17 protein-coding genes are annotated in these 24,642 nt (G+C 66.4%); 9 read left to right on the forward strand and 8 right to left on the reverse strand.

What is annotated here, in order from left to right; genetic code table 11:
* Nucleotides 1-258: 258 nt before the first annotated feature.
* From E2K76_RS14020 to lpxC, 4 genes are all read left to right on the forward strand, one after another.
* A complete protein-coding gene (locus E2K76_RS14020; RefSeq protein WP_136684979.1) occupies nt 259-9,498 on the forward strand; it encodes a carbohydrate-binding protein in 9,240 nt (3,079 codons plus the stop codon).
* 52 nt (nt 9,499-9,550) lie between these two features.
* Complete coding sequence (locus tag E2K76_RS14025) at nt 9,551-11,269, forward strand: type I secretion system permease/ATPase (RefSeq protein WP_136684980.1); 1,719 nt, start codon at nt 9,551-9,553, stop codon at nt 11,267-11,269.
* Nucleotides 11,259-12,569: an HlyD family type I secretion periplasmic adaptor subunit gene (locus E2K76_RS14030; protein ID WP_136684981.1), complete on the forward strand. Its 1,311-nt coding sequence runs from the start codon at nt 11,259-11,261 to the stop codon at nt 12,567-12,569. Before E2K76_RS14025 ends, E2K76_RS14030 begins: the two co-directional genes overlap by 11 nt.
* Before the next feature lie 91 nt (nt 12,570-12,660).
* Nucleotides 12,661-13,530 carry a UDP-3-O-acyl-N-acetylglucosamine deacetylase gene (lpxC, locus tag E2K76_RS14035; protein WP_136684982.1) on the forward strand — a complete coding sequence of 290 codons (870 nt, stop codon included), beginning with the start codon at nt 12,661-12,663 and terminating at the stop codon, nt 13,528-13,530.
* On the opposite strand, the gene E2K76_RS14040 is transcribed toward lpxC, so the two are convergent.
* From E2K76_RS14040 to E2K76_RS14055, 4 genes are read right to left on the reverse strand one after another with little or no spacing between them, the layout of a single operon-like run.
* A complete protein-coding gene (locus E2K76_RS14040) occupies nt 13,527-14,453 on the reverse strand; it encodes a pirin family protein (RefSeq protein WP_136684983.1) in 927 nt (308 codons plus the stop codon). The two genes, lpxC and E2K76_RS14040, sit on opposite strands and share 4 nt — an antisense overlap.
* A gap of 3 nt (nt 14,454-14,456) precedes the next feature.
* Entirely contained in the window at nt 14,457-15,143 is a 687-nt protein-coding gene (locus E2K76_RS14045) for a pirin family protein (protein ID WP_169053319.1), read from the reverse strand.
* 4 nt (nt 15,144-15,147) lie between these two features.
* Nucleotides 15,148-15,711, reverse strand: coding sequence for an alpha/beta hydrolase (locus E2K76_RS14050; RefSeq protein ID WP_136684985.1), 564 nt, complete (start codon nt 15,709-15,711; stop codon nt 15,148-15,150).
* 1 nt (nt 15,712) lies between these two features.
* Entirely contained in the window at nt 15,713-16,618 is a 906-nt protein-coding gene (locus E2K76_RS14055) for a VOC family protein (RefSeq protein ID WP_136684986.1), read from the reverse strand.
* A 246-nt stretch (nt 16,619-16,864) separates the two neighbouring features.
* Between E2K76_RS14055 and E2K76_RS14060 the strand changes: the two genes are divergently transcribed.
* The 3 genes from E2K76_RS14060 to E2K76_RS14070 are packed head-to-tail and all read left to right on the forward strand — an operon-like array spanning nt 16,865 to nt 19,550.
* Nucleotides 16,865-18,406: a S8 family serine peptidase gene (locus tag E2K76_RS14060; protein WP_136684987.1), complete on the forward strand. Its 1,542-nt coding sequence runs from the start codon at nt 16,865-16,867 to the stop codon at nt 18,404-18,406.
* Nucleotides 18,407-18,408: 2 nt separating this feature from the next.
* Nucleotides 18,409-18,654, forward strand: a complete 246-nt coding sequence (locus tag E2K76_RS14065; protein ID WP_136684988.1) for a hypothetical protein — start codon at nt 18,409-18,411, stop codon at nt 18,652-18,654.
* Complete coding sequence (locus tag E2K76_RS14070; protein ID WP_136684989.1) at nt 18,651-19,550, forward strand: DNA/RNA non-specific endonuclease; 900 nt, start codon at nt 18,651-18,653, stop codon at nt 19,548-19,550. The genes E2K76_RS14065 and E2K76_RS14070 overlap by 4 nt, the downstream gene beginning before the upstream one ends.
* On the opposite strand, the gene E2K76_RS14075 is transcribed toward E2K76_RS14070, so the two are convergent.
* Both E2K76_RS14075 and E2K76_RS14080 read right to left on the reverse strand, forming a co-directional pair.
* On the reverse strand, nt 19,540-20,658 hold the full coding sequence (locus E2K76_RS14075; protein WP_136684990.1) for an HPP family protein: 1,119 nt from the start codon (nt 20,656-20,658) through the stop codon (nt 19,540-19,542). The two genes, E2K76_RS14070 and E2K76_RS14075, sit on opposite strands and share 11 nt — an antisense overlap.
* 43 nt (nt 20,659-20,701) lie before the next feature.
* Nucleotides 20,702-21,649, reverse strand: a complete 948-nt coding sequence (locus tag E2K76_RS14080) for an AraC family transcriptional regulator (RefSeq protein ID WP_136684991.1) — start codon at nt 21,647-21,649, stop codon at nt 20,702-20,704.
* Between the two features lie 97 nt (nt 21,650-21,746).
* Between E2K76_RS14080 and E2K76_RS14085 the strand changes: the two genes are divergently transcribed.
* Entirely contained in the window at nt 21,747-22,943 is a 1,197-nt protein-coding gene (locus tag E2K76_RS14085) for an MFS transporter (protein ID WP_136684992.1), read from the forward strand.
* Here the strand turns inward: E2K76_RS14085 and E2K76_RS14090 are convergent.
* Nucleotides 22,940-23,845: an arsenic resistance protein gene (locus E2K76_RS14090; protein WP_220432249.1), complete on the reverse strand. Its 906-nt coding sequence runs from the start codon at nt 23,843-23,845 to the stop codon at nt 22,940-22,942. The two genes, E2K76_RS14085 and E2K76_RS14090, sit on opposite strands and share 4 nt — an antisense overlap.
* A 237-nt stretch (nt 23,846-24,082) precedes the next feature.
* Between E2K76_RS14090 and E2K76_RS14095 the strand changes: the two genes are divergently transcribed.
* Nucleotides 24,083-24,313 (forward strand): hypothetical protein, encoded by a 231-nt coding sequence (locus tag E2K76_RS14095; protein WP_136684994.1) that lies wholly within the window; start codon nt 24,083-24,085, stop codon nt 24,311-24,313.
* Here E2K76_RS14095 and E2K76_RS20370 read toward each other — a convergent pair.
* Complete coding sequence (locus E2K76_RS20370) at nt 24,307-24,561, reverse strand: DUF982 domain-containing protein (RefSeq protein ID WP_169053320.1); 255 nt, start codon at nt 24,559-24,561, stop codon at nt 24,307-24,309. The two genes, E2K76_RS14095 and E2K76_RS20370, sit on opposite strands and share 7 nt — an antisense overlap.
* Nucleotides 24,562-24,642: the final 81 nt, after the last annotated feature.

The raw sequence follows: 24,642 nt of genomic DNA on the forward strand, positions 1-24,642 counted from the left end.
CCTGCGATCAGATAAACTTCGCGGATGTAATTTGTTAACGAGTCCATGGTTTCGAAGGAGACATCGGAGCAAGACATTTGCTCGATCAATGCCGGAATGCTTTCAGCGCCGGTATCTCGGAAAAATCCAGACATGACCCGAATTGAACGCCGCCACACCCCGTGTCGCGGCGCATCCTGACGGGAACCAAGACTTGTTAAGCAAGACAAGAGCGTCCGGCCATGGGTCGGCGTCGTTACGAGTGTGCGAGGGGTGACTATGGCAGACAACAATCCGGTGGCGGCGGCAGCGATCCCGCAGGGCTGGCAACGACTGGTTCAGGCTGAAAGCGCGACCTTGCTCGACATCAGCCGCGACGGGGTCTCGCCGCCTCCAGCGCTGACGGCGAACGACACGCAGGTGCGCGATGCCGCAAACCCGGAACCCGCTGGAACCGCCGGTGCGGTGAACGGCCTGCGTCCGGGCCATACCGGAACCGGCTATGTCGATATGGGGGCTGCTGCCGGATCGGCGGGTGACAAGGTGACGTTCGACTTCACCGTGCCCCAGGCCGGAACCTACACTCTCCACTTCCGTTACGCCAATGGCGGCGATGCGAACCGCCCGCTTCTGCTTTCGACCAACGGCATCGCCGCCGGATCGCTGCCCTTCGCCAAAAGCTGGCCGGCCGGCACCGCCTCTGCCCAACGCTTCAACCAATGGGCCGTCCAGACGGTCGAGGTGCAGCTTCAGGCCGGGGCGAACAGCATCGCGCTGGCCATCGGCAGCGCCAGCCTGAACGGGCCGAACATCGACGCGCTGGCGATCACCGCGCCGGGCGCGACGCCAAGCTTCACCGTCCCGGTCAGCCTGTCGGGCGGCGACGTCACCGAAAATGCCGCCGGAGCCGTCGTTGGCACGCTGACCCCTGCCACGGCGGGCAGCACCTTCACCACCGCCGATCCGCGCTTCGTGATCGAGGGGAACGAGCTGCGCCTCGCCCCCGGCGTCTCGCTGGATCACGAGGCGGCGGCCAGCGTCACCGTCGCAATCACCACCACCCCGCCGAACGGCACGCCCGTCACCTCGGACCTTGTCGTGACCGTGCAGAACGTGAACGAAGCGCCGGTCCTGAAGGCCGATGCCGCCGTTGCCGACATCGCGCTGGATCAGGGCGAAACCGCCAGCGTGGACATCGCCGCGGCCCTTGGCGCCACCGATCCCGAAGGCACCGCCGTCACATACACCCTGCGCCTTGCGGGCGGCGGCGAGGCTCCTGCCGGGATCACCCTGTCGAACGGCACGCTTTCCGTCGCGGGGACCGTCGCGCCCGGCACTTACGCGCTGGAGGTGCTGGCCTCGGACGGCACGCTGTCTTCGGCCCCGGTCGGCTTCGACGTGACCGTGGCGGGTGCAGCGCCCGAATTCACCCCCGTCGTGGTGCAGGCCGAATCCGGCACGCTGACCCCCGGCCCGGTCAACACCAACAGCACCACCACGCGCAACGTGACCGCCGCCGCGCCCGAACCCGACGGCACCCTGCGCCCCGGCTTCAGCGGCACCGGCTATCTCGACTGGGGCGACGATCCGGGCGACACCGTCACCTATACGATCACGGTGGCCGAGGCCGGCACCTACGATCTGAACATCCGCTACGCCTCGCAGACGGCGGCGGGGCAGCAGAACCGTGCGCTGAACCTCGTGATCAACGGCGGCGCGGCAGAGCTGACGGGCTTCCCACCCACCGGCACCAACGCGAACGACGCGACCGCGGGCTTCATGAACTGGGGCTTTCTGACCAAGGCGATCACGCTTCAGGCCGGGGTCAACACGATCAGCTTCTCGATCCCCGCCGGGCGCAACAACGGCCCGAACTTCGACCGGATCGAGATCACCGAGGCCGGCACAGGTCCGCTGGTTCCCGACACCTCGGCCGACGAGGATGGCAACCTTGCGCTGACCGGCCCGAACGCGTCCCTGTCGGCCGAGGAGGCCGCCGCGATCCCGTTCACGCTGGCAGGCATCGATCCCGACATCGTCAAGGTCGAGATCAGCATCGACGGTGGCCCGAAAACCGTGGTGCAGCCGAACGCGAATGGCAGCTTCACCTTTGACGGATCGACGCTTCCCCCCGGCAGCCACGGCGTCACCCTGACCGTCACGGACGAGGTCGGAAACACCGCCAGCTCCAGCACCTCGATCCTGATCGAGGGCGGCGCACCCGGCGGGTTCGAGGTTACGCTGGAGGCCGAAACCTTCACCATCACCGACACCGACGGCGATTCCACCCGCCGCGACGCCACCATCCGCGAGCCGGGGGCGAATGCCGGAAACTCCGGCCCCGGCCGCGAATTCACGGCCGAGGGGCTGCGTCCGGGATACGAGGGGTCCGGCTATCTGGACCTTGGCAACGATATCGGCGACCGCGCGTCCTTCAACGTGACCGTGCCCGATGCGGGCAGCTACGAGATGACCATCCGCTATGCCAATGGCGGCGGCGCGGACCGGCCCATGGCGATCAGCGTCGGCGGCGTGGTGCAGACGGTGTCCTTCCCGCCCACCGGCGGTTGGTCCAACTGGGCCGAGGTGACGGTCAAGCTGACCCTCGGGGCCGGGACCAACGCGATCTCTCTGGCGAATACGATCACGAACGCGCCGAACCTCGACAACGTGACGATCACGCAGGAAGACACCGGCCCGGTGGACCCGCGCGAGCAGATCTATTTCGAGCCGGTCGCCAAGATCAATTTCCAGCCCGCAGGGTTCCAGACGCCCGCAGGCTATCTGGCCGATACAGGTGCAGCCTTCGGCGCGCGCGGGAACGGCCAGAGCTATGGCTGGGTGACCGAAGCTTCGGTTGCGGACGGGACGGCCAACGGCACCATCGCGTCGGCGCAGCCCTCGGGCGCGCATTCCGTTCGCAACACCCCCGGCGCGTCGGACCTGCAAAAGACCTTCGCGCGGTTCGAGAACACCGCCGACGGGGCGGGCAGCGCCCGCGCCTGGGAAATGGCGCTGGAGAATGGCACCTATCTGGTCAAGGTTTCGATCGGTGACACGGGCGGCGCGTTCGAAAGCACCTATGCCCTGAACATCGAGGGGCAGGCGGCGATGCCCAACTGGACCCCGGGCACGTCGAATGGCGGCACATACCAGTCCAACATCATCACCAAGGCCGTGACGGTGACGGATGGCCGCCTGACGCTGGATTCCATCGGCGGCATCAACACCGAGATCCAGTGGCTGGAGGTTGAACGGATCGAGGATCTGACCCCGACCGACGACCGTCCCGCCGATGCCGACTATTCCTATTTCATCGCCCCCATCGCGGATTCGCTGGAGGGCGGCGAGGTGTCCATCGCGCTTGGCCCGAACGGCGAACTGCCCACCGGCGTCGATCCCACCTCCGTCTTCGCCGTGGGCGTCGCGCTTCAGGGCGAGGGCTATCGCGGCCCGAACATCGCCTATACCGACGGCGTGAAGCTGGTCGAGACGCTGACCGGGATCGAGGTTCCGGTGGCGATCCAGATCTCGGGCGGGGCGGACACGCTGAACGTGCGGCCCATCGACCCGCTGAAGCCCTTCACCTCCTACACGCTGAAGATCGAGAACGTGCTGGACCTCGGCAACCTTGCCGACGAATCCGCACCGCTGCGCCAGATGCAGGACCTGACCACTAGCTTCGTGACCGGCGAAATGCCGGAGCTGCAACCGAAGGAAGTCGCCTTCAACACCAGCACCCAGCTGAACGGTTTCGCCGATGGCGCGGGCGGCTTCACCACGGTCGAATTCGGCCCCGACGGCAAGCTGTATGTCGCGACCATCACCGGGGAAATCCACCGCTGGATCGTCAACGCGGATGGCAGCATCGACAAATCCAGCAAGGAATCCCTGATCCTCGACCATTTCGCCGCCCCCGAGGGCGAGCGCCGGGGCATCGTCGGCTTCACCTTCGATCCCGAAGACCCCAGCACCATCTGGATCACCGACAACGCCCCCATCCCGCGCGAGGCCAAGGCCTTCGACACGCCCGAATTCTCGGGCCGGGTGTCCAAGATCACGCTGGGCGAGGCGCAGTCCTTCTCCACCGCCACGATTGAAACCTATCTGACCGGGCTGCCGCGTTCGGGGGGCGACCACGTCACCAACAGCCTCGAATTCCGCGCCAACCCCGATGCGGGCCAGCCGGGCGAGCCGAACCACCTGCTCTATCTCTCGCAAGGGTCGAACACGGCGACGGGGGGGATCGACACCGCATGGGGCGGCCGCCCCGAACGCCTGCTGAACGCCACCGTGCTGGAGATCGACCACACGCGCGACGCCCCCGATGGCGGATTCAGCGTGCAGACCGAACCCAGCGACCCCGAAGACCCGACCTTCCGCGCGAACGAGGACGGGTTCAACGACGACGGCACCTATCCGGGCTTCTACAACCCCTATGCCCCGGATGCGGTGGCCAAGATCTTCGCGACCGGCATCCGCAACGCCTATGATCTGGTGTGGCATTCCAACGGCAACCTCTATCTGCCCACCAACGGCAGCGGCGCCCTGGGCAACACGCCCAGCGATCCGAACCAGCCGGGGCTGGACACCGAGGTCACCGGCGCGCCCCTGCAGCCCGATTACCTGTTCAACGTGAAGGAGGGCAAATATTACGGCCATCCCAACACTTTGCGCGGCGAGTACATCCTGAACGGCGGCAACCCCACCGGCGGTCTGGACCCGAACGAGGTCGCACCCGTCACCGAGGGCAGCGTCTCCTATGACGGCTATGTGCCGGGCGTGCTGCCGGATGCGAATTACGATCTGGGCGGGACCTACAGCCTCGGCGACAGCCGTTCGCCGAACGGGGCCATCGAATACAAGGGCAACGCCTTCGGTGCCACGCTGAAGGGGGCGCTGATCTTCGCCCAATTCTCGCGCGGGGATAACCTGCGGATGATCCAGCTGGACGCCGCGGGCAAGATCATCGGCGACGACGTGCTGCGCCGCCCGAACGGCGAGGTCATCAACAACTATATCGATCCGCTGGACATCATCGAAAACCCGATCACCGGCCAGCTTTACCTGATGACGCTGAACCGTTCGACCGGGGCCAGCCAGATCGTGCTGCTGACCCCCGTGCCCGGCAACGTGATCGTGGACAACACGGCGGACGAGGGCGGCGATCTGGCACTGGTCGCGGTGGATCTGTCCAACCCGGCGGCGGCGGTGTTTCAGGTGGACGGTCTGGATGCCGACATCACCGCGCTGCGCGTGGCCTTCAACGGCCAGCCCGAGATCACGGTGACGGTGGACGCGCAGAAACGCTTCACCGCCAACCTTGCCGCGCTGCCGGCGGGGGCCACGACCGCCGTTCTGACGGTGATCGACGATGCGCAGAACACGGCGTCGAAAAGCCTCAGCTTCAATCTGGGCGCACCGCCGGAATTCCAGACGCTGGTGACAATCCAGGCCGAGGATCGCACCCCCGGCGATGGCACTTCGGTCACGATCCCCACCACCGGCGGGCAGATCGTGATCCGCGATGCGTCGAACCCCGAACCCACGACCCAGCCCGGCATGACGAACGGGCTGTGGAACGGCGCCTATGGCACCGATGGCAACACCAACAGCAATGACGGCATCCCCGGCGGCTATGCCGATTTCGGATCGACCAACAACGACTTCCTGACCTTCACCTTCGACGCCGAGGATGCGGGTTCGGCCCTGCTGCGCTTCCGCTATTCCAACGGGTCCGGCAACCGGCCGCTGTCGGTCGAGGTGAACGGCACCGTCATCGGAACGCAGGCCTTCGCATCCACCGGCAGCTTCGGCACATGGGCGGTGATCGAGGTTCCGGCGAACCTGATCGCCGGGGTCAACAAGGTCACGCTCCGGTCCACCGCCAATACCGGGCCGAACATCGACCAGTTGGAAGTGCTGGTTCCGAACGCCCCCACCGAGGAGCCGGAGGAGCCGCAGGCCCCCAATGACGGCACGGAAACGGTGAATGGTGTGACCTTCACCAAATACGAAGCCGAAAACGCCGCCAGCACCGGCGCACCTGCCACCGGCAGCGGGCGCAACCAGTCGGGCACGGGCTTCATCGACTTCCTTGGCCCCGACACCGAAACCCTGACATGGACCGTATCGGTCGCCGAACCCGGGGATTACAGCATCGACGTGATCTATGCGCTGGCCACGTCCAAGGCCCCGCGCCCGATGGGTCTGGCGGTCAATGGCGCGTCGGTCGGCACGCTGGCCTTCGCGGGCAATTCCAACGCGAACGAATCCGTCTGGGGGCCGCAGCCCGCCGTGGTGACGCTGCCCGCCGGGACCAGCACGATCACCATCACCGCACCGGGCGGCGTCGCACCGAACGTGGATTACCTGCGCGTCTCGCAAGAGCCGATCAACGCGGCGGGCGATCCCGCCGCGATCGACGGGTCGGGCCGGATCGAGCTGGAGACGACCGACGGCAGCGCCGATGTCGTCGGCCCGACCATGTCCGACTTCTTCTTCACCGTGGCCGAGGACGGCCTTTACAAGCTGGACACGGCGGCAAATGCGGGCGCACCGAACGGTGGCACGCTGGGCTGGTATCTGAACGGGGTGCAGGTCGGATCGACGGGCTTCCCGACGGCTGGCGAAACCTCGGTCTTCACCGAGCTTAAGGCGGGAACGGAATATCAACTTCGGCTGATCTCCTCCGCCCCCGGTGCGAATGCGCTGGACTACCTCGACATCGCGCAACAGGCGGGCGACGGCGGCAAGCTGTCGATCCAGAGCCTCGATCCCGCCTTCTTCGATGACCGGCTGCATTTCTCGTGGCTGGAAAACGCGGTGATGCCCGGTCAGGCCAACCGCGACATGAAGGACGAAGGCACCGTCCGCATCTCCAACTCCGGCACCGAGCCTTTGGCGATCCTGTCGGCCACGCTGGACGGCCCGTTCAAACTGGCCAATCCCGGCGCGCTTCAGGGGCTGACCCTTGCCCCCGGCGCATCGCTGGATGTGGAGGTGCTGTTCGACCGCACGAAATACACGCCCCCCACCAGCAACATCGACGCCACGTCCACCGTCTTCAACGGCAAGCTGAAGCTCGTCACCAACGGCGCCGAACCCTTTGCCGAGGTGAACCTGTCCGGCTTCTGGCAGTCGAAATGGGAAAGCGGGATGGAGCCGAACCTGAACGAGGTCTGGCAGATCTTCGGCTTCGGCAACCGGATCGAGGGGCTGTCCCTGCGCGGCGGGGGCGAGAATTCGACCATGTCCACCAAGGACGTCTTCGCCCAGACGGACGAGACCGAGGTGTTGTCGCCCTATTGGAAGATCGCGGACGGCTATACCTCGGCCAAGATCACGCAGATCGCGGCCTTGCACGGGCCGGGCGGCGCTCAGCTTGGCATCCACAACCCCGGCAACAAGAACAGCCACACCGTGTTCTCGACCCATCAGGGAACGGACAACCAGCGGCTGCTGCCGAACGGGTCCACCGACACGAACTTCGCCACCAAGACCTTCACCCGCGCCGACATCCCGGATGGATGGCAAGGGACCGAACTGTTCGGCATTCGCGTGGACGGGCTGTCTTCGGACCCGCGCCTGAACCCCCGCGGCGGGGTCGAGGTGCCGGGCGCGCAGCAGGGCCACACGGTCAAGCTGTTCCAGGCGCTGGATGCGGCGGGGAACGTCATCCCCAACGTCTTCCTTGGCGCGATGGATTACACCGGCATCAACTACGACTATAACGACAACCTGTTCGTGATCGAGGGCGTCACCCCCGTCGGCTTCGGCAACTCCATCGCGGTGTCGGGTCTGGACGATGCGGCGGCGGATGCGCGGCTGGTGTTCACCAGCATCGACCAGCCGGTCAGCAACCAGCAGTTCCGCAACGAGGCGACCTTCACCATCACCAATGACGGCATCGGCGCCCTTGCCATCGCCGGGATCGACGTGACGGGCGCGTTCCAGATCGTTGGCACGCCGCCGACCAGCCTTGCCGCGGGGGCCAGCGCGCAGATCACCGTGCGCTTCACCGGCACCCATGCCGGGACCGCCGCCGGGGCCGATCTGCACGAGGGCAGCCTGACCATCCGCTCTGGCGCGTTCGGGCCGCCGCGCGTGATCCAGCTGTCGGGTCTGGCGCAGGAATTCTCGGAGCGCGATTCCGAACCCACCGCCGCCCAGATCGTCGAGGCATTCGGCTATGCCACCGACATCGCGCAGGGCGATCTTGCCAATGGCGGCAAGGTCGAAACCATCGGCGACGAGGTGCTGATGCCCTATCTGGCCAAGCTGGATGCGTCCAAGGCGGTCGAGGTCATCCAGATCGGCGCCTTCCTGACCCAAGGCAACGTCGCGCGGCTGGGCTATCACGCGCTTGGGTCCGCCAATACGACGAACCTGTTCGCCAATGACGACCAGCAGGGCCAGACGGTGCTGCCGGACGGGCTGAAGGCGGGCGCGGGCGACAGCGGATCTGTCGCGCGCGGCAGCATCACGGCGAACACGCCCTTCGGTCTGCACATCACCGTGGACGGGCGGCCCACCTATGCCAGCTGGACCGACCCCAAGGCCAACGATCTGGACCCGAACTTCGGCAACCTCGTGTCGCCCAGCCAAGGCCACCTGATCCGCTTCTTCGAGGCGAAGGGCGCGGACGGCAAGGTGATCCCCGGCACCTATATCGCGCTTCAGGATTATCCGGGCGCGGGCAACTACGACTATAACGACCACATGTTCATCGTGAAGAACGTGAAACCCCACGTCCTGACCGCCGCCGAGGATGCGAATGGCGACCGGATCAACGATGCGCTGCAACTGGACAAGGATGGAGACGGGATCGTCGATTTCTTCGACACGCAGGCCCCCTATGGCGGCACCGCGCCGTCCTTTGCCAATGGCACGCTGACGGTTCAGGCGGTGAACTTCGACGAGGGCGGCGACGGCGTTGCCCATTCCGACACGACGGCGGGACTGGACGGCGGCAACACCACCTTCCGCCCCGGCCGCGCGGTCGAGGTGGTCGGGACCGACATCAGCTATGTCAAACCGGGCGAGTGGCTGGAATACACGGTGAACGTGCCGACCGCGGGGAACTATACAATGTCGGTGAACGCCCGCACTCCGGTCGCCGGGGCGACGGTGGCGGTGTCGCTTGAAAACGGCACCGCGCTGGGCACGGTTTCGCTGGCCGATGGCAACCCCAGCGGGAACGCCTTCACCACCGGCACGCCCTTCGCCGCCAGCGCGCCGATCAGCATTCCGCTCTCGGCGGGTCTGCAGACGATCCGGCTGACGCTGAACGGGCCGCTCGCCTCGAACGGTTACGTCATGGATCTGCGGTCCTTCACGCTGACCGCGCCGGCCGCCCCTGCGGCCATGGCGATGATGGCGCTGGAGGATGTGGGCGCGCCGATCTTCGACGATCTGTTTGCCGCGATGGACCTCGGGGGGCTGCCCGATCCGGTGGACACGCCCGACATTGCGCCCGATCCGCATCCGGACCTGCCCGGATACGATCTGCACCTGTGACCCCATGCCCGGCCAACGCTGGCCGGGCATCCTTTCACCCTGAAGGCCCGCCATGACCCCGGTAAAACGTGTCGCAGACGCCACAGGCATCTTCCGCAACGCCCTTTGGGGCCTGTTCGCGCTGACCGCCGTGCTGAACATCCTGGCGCTGACCGGGCCGATCTACATGCTTCAGGTCTATGACCGGGTGATGGCCTCGGGGTCGGTTCCGACGCTGCTGGTCATCACGGCGCTGATGCTGCTGCTTTATGCGACGAACGGGCTGCTGGACCTTCTGCGGACGCGGGCGCTGACCCGTGCCAGCCTTGGCGTTCATGCGCGGCTGTCGGGGCCGGTGCTGCGCGCGAACCTGCGCCTGCCGCTTGCGATGGGCCAGCGCGCCGCCAATGCAGCGCCGGAACGGGACATGGACGCGGTGCGCCGCTTCCTCGGCTCGCCCGCTCCGGCCTCGATTCTGGATGTGCCGTTCACGCCGCTCTATTTCGGCCTTCTGTTCCTGTTTCACCCGTTGCTTGGCGCGCTGTCGCTGGCGGGGGGCGCGGTGATATTCGTTTTGGTGGTGGTAAACGAGTTTTCATCGCGCCAACCCGCTCGCGACCTTGCTTCGGCCAGCGGGGCACAGGCCCGGATCACCCAAGGCGCAAGACGCAATGCCGAAGTGATCGCGGCGATGGGCATGGGCGGACGCATCGCATCCCGCGCGGCGGAACTTTTGGGTGGGTTCACATCGGCGCAGGGGAAATCTTCGGACCGCAGCGCGCTGTTTTCGACCACGATCAAGACGCTGCGGATGGTGCTGCAATCGGCGATGCTGGGGCTGGGCGCCTATCTGGCGCTGCGCCAGCAGATCTCGCCGGGGATGATGATTGCCTCGTCCATCCTGATGTCACGGGCGCTGTCGCCCATCGAACAGGCGGTCGGGCAATGGCCGGTTCTGGTCGCCGCGCGGCAGGGGGCCGAGCGGTTGGACAAGGTGCTGGCCCAGACGGAAAAGGATGACGGCCTGCCCGGAATGCCCCTGCCCCGCGCCGCCCTGCGGGTGGAAACGCTGGTCGCCGCCGCGCCGGGCGAACAGCGCCCGCTGCTGCAGGGCGTCGACTTTGCGCTGAAGGCCGGGGATGCGCTGGGCATCGTCGGCCCGTCGGGGTCGGGCAAGACCAGCCTGCTGCGGGCGATGGTCGGCGTCTGGCCCGCCCTGCGCGGCGCGGTGCGTTTCGACGGCGGCACGCTGGACCAATGGACCGAAGATGACCGGGGCCGCATCGTCGGATACCTGCCACAGGATGTGGAACTGTTCGACGGCACCGTGGCCGAAAACATCGCCCGTTTCGACGCCGATCCCGACATGACCGCCGTGGTCGAAGCCGCCACGCTGGCCGGGATACACGAGATGGTCGGCGCATTGCCCGGCGGCTACGGCACGCGCATCGGCGAGGGCGGCGCGCGGCTTTCGGCGGGTCAGCGCCAGCGCATCGGCCTTGCCCGCGCGCTGTTCGCCCGCCCCTTCCTGATCGCGCTGGACGAGCCGAACTCGAATCTGGACGCCGAGGGAGAGAAGGCGCTGGCCGAGGCGATCATCCGCATGCGTCAGGCCGGGTCCATCGTCGTCGTCGTGGCGCATCGGACCAACGTGCTGGCCACGGTGAACAAGCTGCTGCGCGTGCAGAACGGCCAGCAGGTCGCGTTCGGCGACCGGGACGAGGTCGCAGCCGCCGCCGTACAGCCCCTCGTCCAGCCCCTGCGCCCCAAGGAGGTGCCCCATGCGGTTTGAGGATATCGAAGCGGGCCTGCGCCGCGGCACCCGGCGGCAGATCCAGGCCGCGCTTCTGGTCGCGCTGGTCGTCGTGGGCGGCCTTGGCGCGGTGGCGACGCAGGCGCAGATCAGCGGCGCCGTCATCGGTATCGGCAAGGTCATCGTCGCGGGCCGCGCCAAGGATGTGCAGCACGCCGAAGGCGGCACCGTCGCCGAGATTCTGGTCGAGGAAGGACAGCGCGTCCATGCGGGCCAGACCTTGTTCCGGCTGGACGGCACCGTGGCCGAGGCGAGCCTGAACATCATCGAATCGGAACTCCAGACGCTTCTGGCGCAAGAGGCACGGCTGATGAGCGAACAGGCGCGGCTGGACGACATCGTCTGGCCGCCCGAGGTCACGAACGCCCCCTCGCCCCGGCTGAAGCTGTTGCTGGAGGGACAATCGGCGCTCTTCGTCAGCCGCCGCGATGCGCGCGAAAGCCGCAAGGGCCAGTATCGCGAACAGATGGGGCAATATGCCGAACAGATCGCCGCGCTGGAGGCGCAAAAGGGCGCTGTGGCGGAAAACCTGACCCTGATCTCGCGCGACCTTTCCACCGCCCAGACCCTGCACGACCGGGGGCTGATCGTGGAATCCGCGCTCAGCGCCCTGCGGCGCGAAAATGCCTCGCTGATGGGCAGCCAATCTTCGGTCGCGGCGGAAATCGCCGAAACCGCGCGCGGCGTCACCGCCGCCGCGCTGGCCATGGCCGAGGTGGACGAGCAGTTCGACGAAGCCGTCCTGACCGAGCTGGACAAGATCCGGCGCGAGATCGCCAAGCTGCGGCAGGAACATATCGGCGCCAAGGATCGCCTGTCCCGGCTGGAGATCCGCGCCCCCTTCGACGGCATGCTGCACGAAATGGCCGTCCACACCGTCGGCGGCGTCATCGGGCCGGGCGAGCGGCTGGTCCGCGTGATCCCCATGGGCGAGCGGCTGCTGGTCGAGGCGCGGATCGCGCCGGTGGATATCGAACAGGTCCATCCCGGCCAGATGACCCGGCTGCGGATGACGGCGCTGAACACCCGCCTGATCCCCGAGCTTCCGGGCCGCGTGATCGACGTGACCGCGGACCTGTCCACCGACCAGATGACGGGGCAGACTTTCTATACCGCGCGAATCGAAATCGAACCCGAAGGGCTGGCCATGATCGACGCTTCGGTCCTGCGCCCCGGCATGCCGGTCGAGGCGTTGGTGGAGACGCGCCGCCGTAACATCGCGGAATATATCATGGAACCGATCACCGAACAGCTTCGACACGCCATGCGGGAAAGCTGAAACAGTCCGACACTTTATGTGACGGCTCCCCCCATTCCATTAAAATACGAATGTTCCTAAATCTTCCATGACAGAAGAAGAGGAGCATGACATGCGCCGGACAGTTCAAAGGACAGTGACCATCGACGGGATCGGCCTTCATTCCGGCCGCCCGGTGCGTATCCATGTCCGCCCTGCCATTCCGGGCAAGGGCATCCTGTTCCGCCGTTCGGACATGGTCCCCGCACGTGATATCGCGGCGCTGTGGCACAATGTCGAACAGACCCCGCTTTGCACCCGTCTGGTCGATCCTTCGGGCGTGTCCATTTCCACCATCGAACACCTGATGGCGGCCTTTGCCGCGCTGGCGGTGACCGACGTGATCGTGGACGTGGACGGGCCAGAGATCCCGATCATGGACGGATCGGCCCTGCCCTTCGTCGAAGCGATCGGCGCTGCCGGGATGCGCCCGCTGCCGGGCCGTCTGCAACATCTGGAGGTCACCCGTCAGGTGCGCGTGGAACGCGGCGACGCTTGGGCCAGCCTGTCGCCCTCGCACGATTTCACCATGACGTTCGAGATCGACTTCCCCGATGCCGCCATTGGCAAGCAAAGCCGCTTTTCCCGCGTTGACAGCCGCAGCTTCATCGACGAGCTTTCCGACAGCCGCACCTTCTGCCGCATGGCGGATGTGGAACTGATGCGCTCGCGCGGTCTGGCTCTGGGCGGCACGATGACCAACGCGGTGGTTGTCGAAGGCGACGCCGTCCTGTCGCCGGGCGGTCTGCGCCACGATGACGAACCCGTGCGCCACAAGATGCTGGACGCGGTGGGCGATCTGGCGCTGGCAGGCTATCCGCTGATCGCCCATTACCACGGGCACAAGGCCGGCCACAGCCTGACGAACGAGCTGCTTCGCAAGCTGTTCGTCACGCCGGGCGCCTACCGTCTGGTCGAGGAAGCGGCCCCGATCGCGGCTTAAGGCAGGGGGATGAACTCCGCCGTATCGCCGGGCGGCAGACGGAAACGCCCATGGGTGAAATCGCCCTGCCGCCACGCCTCCTTCGCCGCCTCGATCCGTTCCTCGCTTGAGGCGACGAAGTTCCACGAGATGTAGCGCGGCCCGTTCAGCGTCTCGCCCCCCAGAACCATCAGCCGCGCGCCCAGCGGGCCAGCGGTCAGGCTGATCCGGTCGCCGGGACGGAAGACCATCATGCGCCCCGCCTCGAACACCTGCCCCGCGACGATGACCGATCCTTCGGTGACATAAACGCCGCGATCCTCGTGATTGTCGGGCAAGGGCAGCTTCGCACCCGCGGCCAGAACGGCATCGGCATAGAAGGTCTCGGTGAAGGTCTTCACCGGCGCGGTCTCCCCCCAGGCCGAGCCGAGGATCAGCCGCACCTGCTTGCCCCCCTCGTCGATGAAGGGCAGCGCCTCCTGCCCGTGATGTTCGAAACTCGCGCCGGTATCTTCGGCATGTTCGGGCAGCGCGACCCATGTTTGGATGCCGAACAGCGATCCCGGCTTGGTGCGCATTTCTTCCGATGTGCGTTCGGAATGGGTCACGCCCTCTCCCGCGATCATCCAGTTCACCTCGCCGGGATAGACCATCTGGTCGGCCCCGGTGCTGTCGCGGTGGTGGAACTCGCCCTTGTAAAGATAGGTGACGGTGGCGAGGCCGATATGCGGATGGGGCCGCACGTCGATCCCGCCGCCGGTCAGGAACTCGGCCGGGCCCATCTGGTCGAAGAAGATGAACGGCCCGACCATCTGGCGTTTGGGCGCGGGCAAGGCGCGCCGCACCTCGAACCCGCCCAGATCGCGGGCGCGGGGGATGATCAGCGTCTCGATACTGTCGAGGCTTTCGGGGCATTCGGGGGTCTGGGTGGGATTCCAGCTCATGTCTCAGGCTCCTTGCCAGCTTTCGGTCGGCATGTCGAAGATCAGGATCGCGCCGTCGGTCTGCCAATGCAATTCCGGCGGCGCTTCGGTCAGTTGCAGCCCGTCGCCCGCGACCAGCCGCTCGCCCTCCATCCGCGCGAAACCTTCGACGATCTGGACGAAGACCGCGCGACCCTCGGGCACCTCGATCCGCGTGCGCGCGCCGTCCTTGGGCCGCAGCAGCGTGATCCGCGTGTCGGACCCCAGAACCAGCGGGCCATCGCGCGAGGCAAGCAACCCCTCGGTCAACGGTGCCGATTGATAGGACGGCGCCCCGCCCGCCGCATCCGGGATCAGCCAGATTTGCAGCACATGCGCCGGGTCGGTGTCCGAGGCGTTGACCTCGGAATGCGTGACGCCGGACCCTGCGCGCATCAGCTGCATCTCTCCCGGCGCGATCTCGGCCACGTTGCCAAGGCTGTCCTCGTGGCGGATGCGGCCCGACAGAACGACCGTCAGGATGTCCATGTCGGCATGATCGTGGGGCGCGAAGCCGGACCCCGGCACGATGGTATCCTCGTTCAGCACGCGCAGGCGGGCGAAACCCATGCGGGTCGGGTCCTTGAACTCGCCGAAGGAAAAGCTGTGAAAGGCATCGGCCCAGCCTTTGCGGGTGCGGCCCCGGCTCATGTTCTCGTGGATCAGGATCATCGGATCAGTCCTTGAAGAAGCCCTGAAGGGCGGTGATTTCGGACGGGCGGATCTCGTGCCCGCCCTCATGCAAGTGCAGGGTGACTTCAGCCTGTTGGTTTTCGTAGTAGCCCGCCAGCCCCTCGGTCATCGGCAGCGGACAGATCGGATCGCGCCGCCCGCCGGTGATCAGCACCGGCAGACCGCCGAAAGCGGCGGGCGGCGGCGCGAAAGGGATCAGCGGATGCAGAAGCGCCACGCGGGCGAACAGGTCCGGTGCCTTGAAGCTCATCGCCGCAAGGATGTTCGCGCCGTTGGAATACCCGAAGGCATAGGCCGGACCCGCATGGCCGCGCACGAAGCGGGTCATCGCATCCGTGCGCGCCCACAGATCGTCCATGTCATAGACGCCCTCGGCGGTGCGGCGGAAGAAGCGGTTCGCGCCATGTTCCGACACCTCGCCCCGTGGCGCGACCAGACCCGCGCCCGGCCACAATTCGCGGACGAGGCCCGCGAACTGATGCTCGTCGCCGCCCGTGCCATGAAAGGCGAAGATGGTCGGCGTGCCCTTGGTGACGATGGCGTGCATGTCAGTCCTCGATCGGTTGCAGATGTTGCTCCAGCCTTGCGCGCAGCGGCTCGTGCTGGGTGGGGAGTTTCAGCCCCTCGCCCAGATGGGCAAAGGATTCGTCGCGGTCGAACCCCGGCTCGGCAGTCGCCACCTCGAACAACACGCCGCCGGGGGTGCGGAAATAGATCGCCCAGAAATAGTCCCGGTCGATCGGCGGCGTGACCTGCCAGCCGGTGTCCAGAAGCGCACGGCGCACTTCGTCCTGCGAGGCGCGGTCGGGGGTGGAGAAGGCGATGTGATGGACCGAGCCGCCGCCCTGACGCGCGGATTCGGTGCCGGGCAGCGTTTCTATGTCGATGACGTCGGCCCCGTTGCCATTCGGCACGCGCCAGCGGGTCAGGTTCCCCTCGGTCGCTTCCTGCTCATACCCCATGAAACGCAGCAATTCGCCCGTGGCCCCGCCGTCACGCAGCCGCAGGCTTGCCCCGCGAAAGCCGCGCACCGCGTGGTCGGCATCGACCGTCCCGGTCCAGCCTTCGCGCGCGTCGTCCGTCTCCACCAGCGCGAACTGGTCGCCATCCGGCCCAGCGAAGCGCAGGCGCGTCTCGCCGAAGCTGGTCGCTTCCTCGCCAACCAGACGGTCCTTCCAGAACCCAAGGCTGCCTCGCGGGATCGCAAAGACCGTCTCGCCCACCTCGCCGGTGCCATGGCGGCCCTTGGCGATATGCGGAAAGGGGAAATAGGTCATCACGCTGCCCGGCGTGCCAGCGGCATCGCCATAGTAGAGGTGATAGACGTCGGGCGCGTCGAAGTTGACCGTCTTCTTCACGCGCCGCAGCCCCAGCGCCTTGGTGAAGAAATCGCTGTTGACCTGCGGATCGGAGGCAAGCGAGGTGACGTGGTGAAGGCCATTGATCGGAAGCATGGTGAACTCCTGTTCTGTTGCGCCCAAGATGACCGCTTTCGCGCCTGTCTTTAACGGCTATAATTCGCCATTCACTATTCCACCTCCAGCAATAATAAGGGTGATGCGGCCGTTCCTTGCCGCCGCAGGCGAGGGGCATCCCGGACGCCGGCGATGACCCCGCCCTCGGTGCCGGGCTGGCAGGCGCGGGGTTGTAGGGGCGCGGGATTCGGGGTCAGATGCCCCCAGCCGCAAAAGGGGTGGATCATGGCACGGCCAAGGAAATACGTCATCGTCCCCGAGGACAACGTCTTCAACGACCGGATGGAGACCACGAGTTTCAACCTCTTCCACCGGATGCACCAGAAGCTGTTCGGCAAGGGTGGTCTTCGCGCCGCCAGCGTTCCGGGCGGGGCCGAGGATGGGCACGAGCCGCCCGTCCGCCCGCGCCTTCGCCTCTTGGACACCGATGCGGGCCGCATCCGCCTGATCGATTCCATCGGCCAGAACGAGGCGTCGCTGGTCAGCATGACACCGGATCAGGCTTTCGCGCTGCAACGCACCTATCCGGGGCTGCGGGTGCGTCCCGAACTGGTGCTGCGGTTCCTGAAGCTGCGGCGGACGGATGTGATCCGCCGGCATGCAAAACCCTCGGCCTTCCGGTCGAAGAAGACTTTGGTGCTGACCTGCGTCGATGCGGAAACGGGCAAACCGGTGGCCGGGGCATCCGTCGCCATCGTGCTGGACGCGCGGCGGGGATTCGGCATCGCCGATGCGGTGACGGATGCAAAGGGGCGGTATGAAACCGCCCTTCCGGCCGGACAGGATGTGATCGACGCGATCATCTGCTCACCCTTGGCCGGATACTGGCCGGGCGGGATCGAGGATACGAAAGTGTCCGAGACGGAAACGGAAGTGACCCTGAAGCTGACCCCCCTTGCGGAACGGTTCGAGGACAGCCTTGCCCGGATGATGGCCGCGCCGGAGAAGGGCGACGGCAAGGGCGTGAAGGTCGCCATCGTCGATACCGGAGTGGACCGGGCCGAGGGGTTGAATATCACGCTCGGCCTCAACACCACGGGGACGGAGCCTGCGGACGAATGGTTCGACAACGGCACCGGCCACGGCACCCATGTCGCCGGGATCGTCGCCCGCGTCGCGCCCGAGGTCGATCTGCACGCCTACCGCGTGTTCGAGGCGGGCGGTGGCGGCGCCAGCGAATTTGCCATCGCGCGCGCGATCCGGCAGGCGGTGGACGATGGCTGCGACATCATCAACCTCAGCCTCGGGCAGGCGTCCGAGCCGATCTCGATCACGCGCGAGGTGCGGCGGGCGCGGGCGATGGGCGTCGTCTGCGTCGCGGCCACGGGGAACGACTATATGTCGCCCGTGTCCTATCCGGCGAAATCGGGGGTGGTTCTGGCGGTATCCGCCGGGGGCGCGATGGATGCCTGGCCCGAGGGCGCGACCACCGGGCGCAATGTGGCGGACAAGCCGAAGCCGAAGAACGACCGCTTCTTCGCCAATTTCAGCAATATCGGGCCGGAGGTGGACTTCATCGGGCCGGGGGTGGGCATTATATCCTGGGTGAACGAGGCCGCGCGTGGGGTGATGGATGGCACATCCATGGCCTGTCCGGCGGCGGCGGGCATGATTGCAAGGATTTTGTCGCGAAATCCTGATATCCTGTCGGCAGAGCGGAACCAGCAGCGATCCGACGATATCGTAAGGCTGGCGAATGAACATGCGGAACCCATCGGCTTCGGCAAGGATTACGAAGGCGGCGGGCTGATCGATCTGGGGTCCTGACGATGAAGGCGCAACGCAAGAACTACGTGCTCGTCTATGCCGACGATCACGACCCGGCACCTGAGGAAACGGCGGAGCTTCTGGCGACGCTGCGCCCGCTGTCGGCCGAAGAAGTGCTTCCCGGCACCGTCCGTGTGACCGCCACGCGGCGCGAGGTGGAGGCGTGCCTTGGCGGCATGGCGCATTGGCAGCTTTCGTCCGAAAAGGTGCTGACCCTGAACCCACCGAAGGCGCAGTTCCGCAGATGATCCGCAGCTTTGGCCCCCTGACGGATGCGGACGACCTCCGCGTCACCGAATCCCTGCGCCCGCTGGACAGCTATGACGGGCGCGGCGGATATGACCCCGCCTTCATTCCGGGCGATCCGCTGCCTTTGCCGGGTGCCGGGGCATGGGCGGACGATCTGGTCCCGGTCGAAGGCGGCGGGACCGAGATCAGATACACCCACTTCTCGGTCCTGATGTCGGCCTCGCGCGCGCTGCCCTTGTTCAGCGCCTGCAACATCGACGGCAAGCTGTCGGACCGCGACGTGCCGCGCACCGACACATGGCGGCGCGATCCGCGCATCGACAACCGGTTCCAGAACCTGCGCGAAGGCTATGGCGACGAACGTCGGGGGCTGTTCAGCCGCGGCCACATGACCCGGCGCGAAGACCCGAACTGGGGCGACCGCGAAACCGCGAAACAGGCCGATGCCGACACCTTCCACATCACCAACGTCGCGCCGCAGCGGCAGGGATTCAACGGCGGCATCTGGCTGGACCTTGAAAATTACGTTCTGGACAATGCCGACCGCGCGAACCTGAAGGTCACGGTCATCACCGGCCCGGTGCTGGCCGAGGACGATCCCGTCTACTACAACCGCAAGATCCCCACCGCCTTCTGGAAGGTGCTGGCCTTCATCCATGCCGAAACCGGGCAGCTGACCACCATCGGCTATCGGCGCAGCCAGATGGACCACCTGCCGCGCCCCTCCGCCCGTTTCGTCTTCGGCGATTTCGAAGATACGCAGGTCTCCGTCGCCTCCATCGCGCAGGAGACGGGGCTGGACCTTGCAGCCTTTGCCGAACATGACGTCATGGCCGGGGGCGAGGCGTTCCAAATCCGCGTTCGCAGCGTCTCGGACTTCTATCTCAGCCGCTGAGGCTGCGGCGGGCCAGCGCCGCGATCATGTCGGTGCGGGTGACGATGCCGATGATGCGGCCCCGGTCCAGCACCGGCACCGCGTCGCAATGCCCCTCGGCCATCATCGGAAGCAGCGCCGCGACGGGGGTGGTCCGCAGGGCGCGCGGCATCGCCGTCCCCATGATGTCGCCCGCCCGCACCGGATGCTCGCGCCGCCCGGTCAGCCGCGCCATCGCCGCACCGAAGCCGCGATCCAGCCGCAGCGCATCCTCGCGCGCACGGCGGATCAGGTGGATCTGAAAGATCACGCCAAGGAACTTGTCGCCCTGCTGCACCACCGGGATCGAGGTGAAGCCGTGGCGGCGGAACAGCTCCGCCACCTCGCCGATGGGCGTGTCAGGATCGACGGTGACCAGATCGCGGGACATGATATCGCCCGCCGTCATGGCGCCGGAGTGGTGGCTGGCGACCTGCATCTCTGCCGCGCCGATCAGCCGCGCAAGATCCGCCGCGCCAAGGTTCAGCGACTGGCGATAGCTCTGGAGGATCGCGTTCAACTCCCCCTCGCTCAGACCGACGCGGGCGGTGGGGGGCGGCTCGGTCACTTCCATCTGGCGCAGGGGATAGTGACGGCCAGTGGCCCGCGCCCATGCAAGCCCCGCCAGCACCAGCGCCGCGCTGCCCGCCGCGACCGGAGTCAGCACGAAACGAAAGCCGATCTCATGGATCAGGTCCGGCGCCAGCGCCGCCGTCATCGCCACTGCCCCGCCCGGCGGGTGCAGTGCGCGAAAGGCCAGCATCGCCGCAATGGCCAGCGACACGGCCAAGGCCACGCGAAGCGCCGTATCGTCGATCAGGAAACAGGCCGCGACGCCGACCAAGGCAGCGACGGTATTGCCCACCACCACCGACCAGGGCTGCGCCAACGGGCTGTTCGGCGCGGCAAAGACCAGCACCGCCGAAGCCCCGAACGGCGCGATCAGGAACAGCCCCGTCCGCAGGTCCGGCGCCCCGGCGAAAGCCAGCGCCAGCAAGGCAAAGCCGAACAATGCCCCCGCCCCCGCGCGCAGCACGTCGCGCAGGTTTTGCCGCGCGATGGATGGCCCGAAGCCGCGTGGAAACTGCATCCTCATGCCGAAGGTGTCGCGCTGCGGCTCGGGAATTGCAAGCCTAGCGGATGCGCCCCGGCGGCTGGCCGGTCACGCGTTTGAACGCCCGGCTGAACGCGGCTTGCGAGCCATAGCCAAGCCGATGCGCCGCCTCCTCGATCCCCATGCCGTCGCGGGCGATCCATTGCCCCGCCAACCGCATCCGCAGATCGGAGACATAGCGCAGCGGCGTCACCCCGGTCACGGCAAGGAATCGTTCGGCGAAGACGGTGCGCGATGCGCCCATTTCCGCCGCCATGCTGGCCACCGTCCAGTTCCGGCCGGGATCGCGATGGACCGAAAGCAGGACGCGGCCAAGGCGCGGATCGCGCAATGCCTCCACCCAGCCCGACGCGCTGCCGCAGCCATATTCGACCCAGCCCCGCACGATCGAGGCCGCAACCACATCCGCCAGCCGCGACAGGATGCCGGCGAACCCCGCACGCTCGGTCCGCGCCTCCCGCTCCATCGCCTCGAGGATCGGGACGATTTCCGGCTGACGTTCGGCCAGAAGGCCAAGCTGCATGACCCGCGGCATCATCCCGACCAAAGGATGCATCGCGCCAAGGTCGAAATCCATGCAGCCGCTGAAGATGATCGTGTCCTTGGTGCGGCAGGTCCCTTCGGGGCAACTGGACACCGAATCGACCGCCGCACAGATCGGGGCGGCGGCGAAGTCGTGCAGATCGCGGATAGAGGCGCCATCCTCGGACACCAGCGCATGTGCCTCGCCACGCGGCAGGAAGACGGCATCGCCGCAGCCGACCACCCGCGTTTCGGTCCCCATTCGCAGCACGGCGCGGCCCTGCGCCACGAAATGCAGTTGCGCCTTCCCCTCGACCCCGCCAAAGCCGATCCCGAACGGGGCGGCAAGGCGCAGGCGGCGATAGGCGACGCCGTAAAGGCGCATCCCCATGAGCAGCTCGCTCATCATGTCATGGCGGGGGATGGGCGGCAGGTGATCCAGCATTCCGGACGTCCGATCAAAAATGGCGGCGATCCTATCATAGCACGTCCGCCGATCCGCGGCTAGGTTCGTCTTCCTCCCCGCTTCGAAAGGACAACCGATGCAAGGACACATCCCGCATCCCGTGGGCGACGCGCCCGACACCGCCCGCTGGCCCGCCGTCTATGCCCTGTTCGTCGGCGTCTTCGGTCTGATCGCCGCCGAATTCCTGCCCATGAGCCTTCTGACCCCGATGGCCGTCGATCTTGGCGTCAGCGAAGGCATGGCCGGGCAGGCCGTGACCGCAACCGCCCTGATCGCCCTGCTGACGGGCCTGTTCCTTGCGGTGCTGACGCGCGGCATCGACCGCCGCAAAGTGCTCTTGGGCTTTTCGGTGCTGCTGATCGCGTCGAACATTCTCGTGGCGCTGGCGCCGAACCTTCCGGTGCTGCTGTTCGGGCGCATCCTTCTGGGCGTCGCCATCGGCGGGTTCTGGACGATGTCCGCCGCCGTCGCGATGCGGCTGGTGCCGCCCGCCGATGTGCCCAAGGCGCTGTCGCTGATCTTTGCGGGCGTTTCGCTTGCCACCGTGGTTGCAGCCCCCTTGGGCAGCTGGCTGGGCGCGGCGATCGGCTGGCGCGAGGTTTTCCTGTGGAGCGCGGGCTTCGGCGCGCTTGGCCTGATTGCGCAGTGGTTGACCCTACCGTCGATGGCGGCCACGGGCAGCGCGGGCCTTGGCACGCTGCTGGCCGTCCTCCTGCGCCCCGGCGTGTGGCAGGGGATCGCCTGTGTCGCGCTGGTCTTCATGGGGCATTTCGCGCTGTTCACCTTTATCCGGCCCTTCCTTGAACTGGCGCTGGCTGCGGATGTCGGCTGGATCACCGTGTTCCTTCTGGGCTTCGGGATCGCGAACTTCATCGGCACGTTGCTGGCCGGGCCGCTGATCCGCCGCAGCCTTGGCTTCACGCTGGCGGCGATGCCGCTTCTGGCCGGGGCAAGCGCGCTGGCGCTGTCGGGCCTGACGGGCGCATCCGTGCTGGCGCTGGTGCTGGTCTCGCTTTGGGGCATGGCCTTTGGCGGGGTTCCGGTCGCCTGGACGACTTGGAACACCCGCATCGCCCCGGACGAGGCCGAAAGCGCGGGCGGGCTGATCGTCGCGGCGATCCAGTTCGCCATCGCGGCAGGCGCGGGCACGGGCGGGCTGATCTTCGACACCGCAGGAGCCACCGGCGTCTATACCTATGGCGGTGCGGTTCTGGTGGTTGCCAGCGGCCTGATCGCACTGGGCGTGCGCAGCCCCGCCAGCGCGCGGGCCTAGCGCACCAGTCTGGGGATCGCGCGGATATAGACAAGCTGGGCCAGCAACTCGACCAGCGTCTGCGCCACGATCACGGCGGGGAGGATCGCCCCGCCACCCGGCACCGCCAAGGCCAGCGGCAGGATCACCAATGAATTCCGCGTCCCGGCCGAGAAGGCCACCGCGCGGGCAGCCCCCGCCTGCAGGCCGAAGCGTCGCGCCACGGCCCAGCCGACCACCGGCGCCAGAATCGCAAAGGCGACATAGACCGGCAGGGCCGCAAGAACCGGTCCTGCCGCGCCGGCCAGCGCCGGGATCGTTGCGGAAACGACGATGAACAGCACCAGCGCCGTCGCGGGAACAGGCATGGCGCCAAGGCCGTCGTTCAGCCTTCGCCCGCCGAACGCACGCACCCCCGTCGCCAGCATCAGCGGCACCGCGATCAGCCACAGGAATGCGTCCAGAAACGGGCCGAAGGCAAAGACGCCCTCTCCGGGCCTGAATGCAAGCCAGACGGCAAGCAGGACCATTTGCGCCAGAAGCAGGATCGGCGTCGCGGACAGCAGCAATCGCGCATCGCCCCGCCCCAAATGCGTGAAGGTGATGACGTAATCGATGCACGGGCAAAGGAGCACCATCACGATCCCCAATCGCAGCAGCCCATCGTCCGGCACCCACGCCACCAAAACAAAGACCAGAACCGGAACGAGGACGAAATTCGCGATCAGCAACGCCAACAAAAAACGTCCCTGCCGAAATCCCGCATGGATATTGGCCAACGGAACCTGAAGGAAGGTGACGAACAGCATGAAGCCCAATGCCGGTTCCAGCCAACGCAAATCCGCCAACCCCGGAACCACGAAGGCGATCACAATCGACGCGAGGTAAATCCAGATCTGTCGGTTTTCCAGCGTCTCGCGCATTAACAAACTTCCTTTCATCGAATTGCCGAAAACGCATATTCGGCACACCTTTATGCGCGGATCAAATTAACCGATGCTCGGGCAGTCATATTGTCTTACCGCTTTGCAAGGGAAATGACCAATTCGCAAAGCACGACCCACCATTTCGCTAAGAATCGCCCAGCACGCAACCCCTGCTTGCATTCGCCGAAGCCGGCCCTAGTTTCCCGCCGTTAACCTCTATGCTGGATCTTCCCGATGACATGTGTGCTCCACTACCGACTCGACGGCGTGCCGGGGCTGATCCGGGGAAGCGAGCATTCGGTCATGCAGGATTTCATCACGATGCTGGCGTCACTTCTGCCGTTGGTCCATCCGCATCGTGCCCTGTCGCAGCCCTTCGACCGCCGTCAGCAGCGCGAGATTTTCCGGGCCGCCGACGGGCTGGTGTCGATCTGGTTCAGCGTCGAGAGTGCGCGCCTTCACTGACCTGCCGGCCCCGGGGTGATCCCGACCGATTTCAGCGCGGCAAGCACTGCAATCCGAGCATTCTCCGGATCGCCATATCCATCCAACACGGCATAGCAGGCGCGGGCCGCTGCAAAGAATTCCGGCGTTTCTGCCGATTTCCAATAATGGCTGAAATATGTCACCGCAGCAGCAGTATCCTGAAGCACCGTTACCCGCCCGGTTTCCAGGCTTACAAAAATAATCTCTTGATTCCACACACGCTGCACGATCAACCTACTGGCAATTGAATTGAAACGCCGGGTTACGCCCGAAGTTGGAACGAAGCGGCTTTGAATGTTATCTCCCTT

This window comes from Falsirhodobacter xinxiangensis (genome assembly GCF_004959935.1).
Taxonomy (GTDB): domain Bacteria; phylum Pseudomonadota; class Alphaproteobacteria; order Rhodobacterales; family Rhodobacteraceae; genus Falsirhodobacter; species Falsirhodobacter xinxiangensis.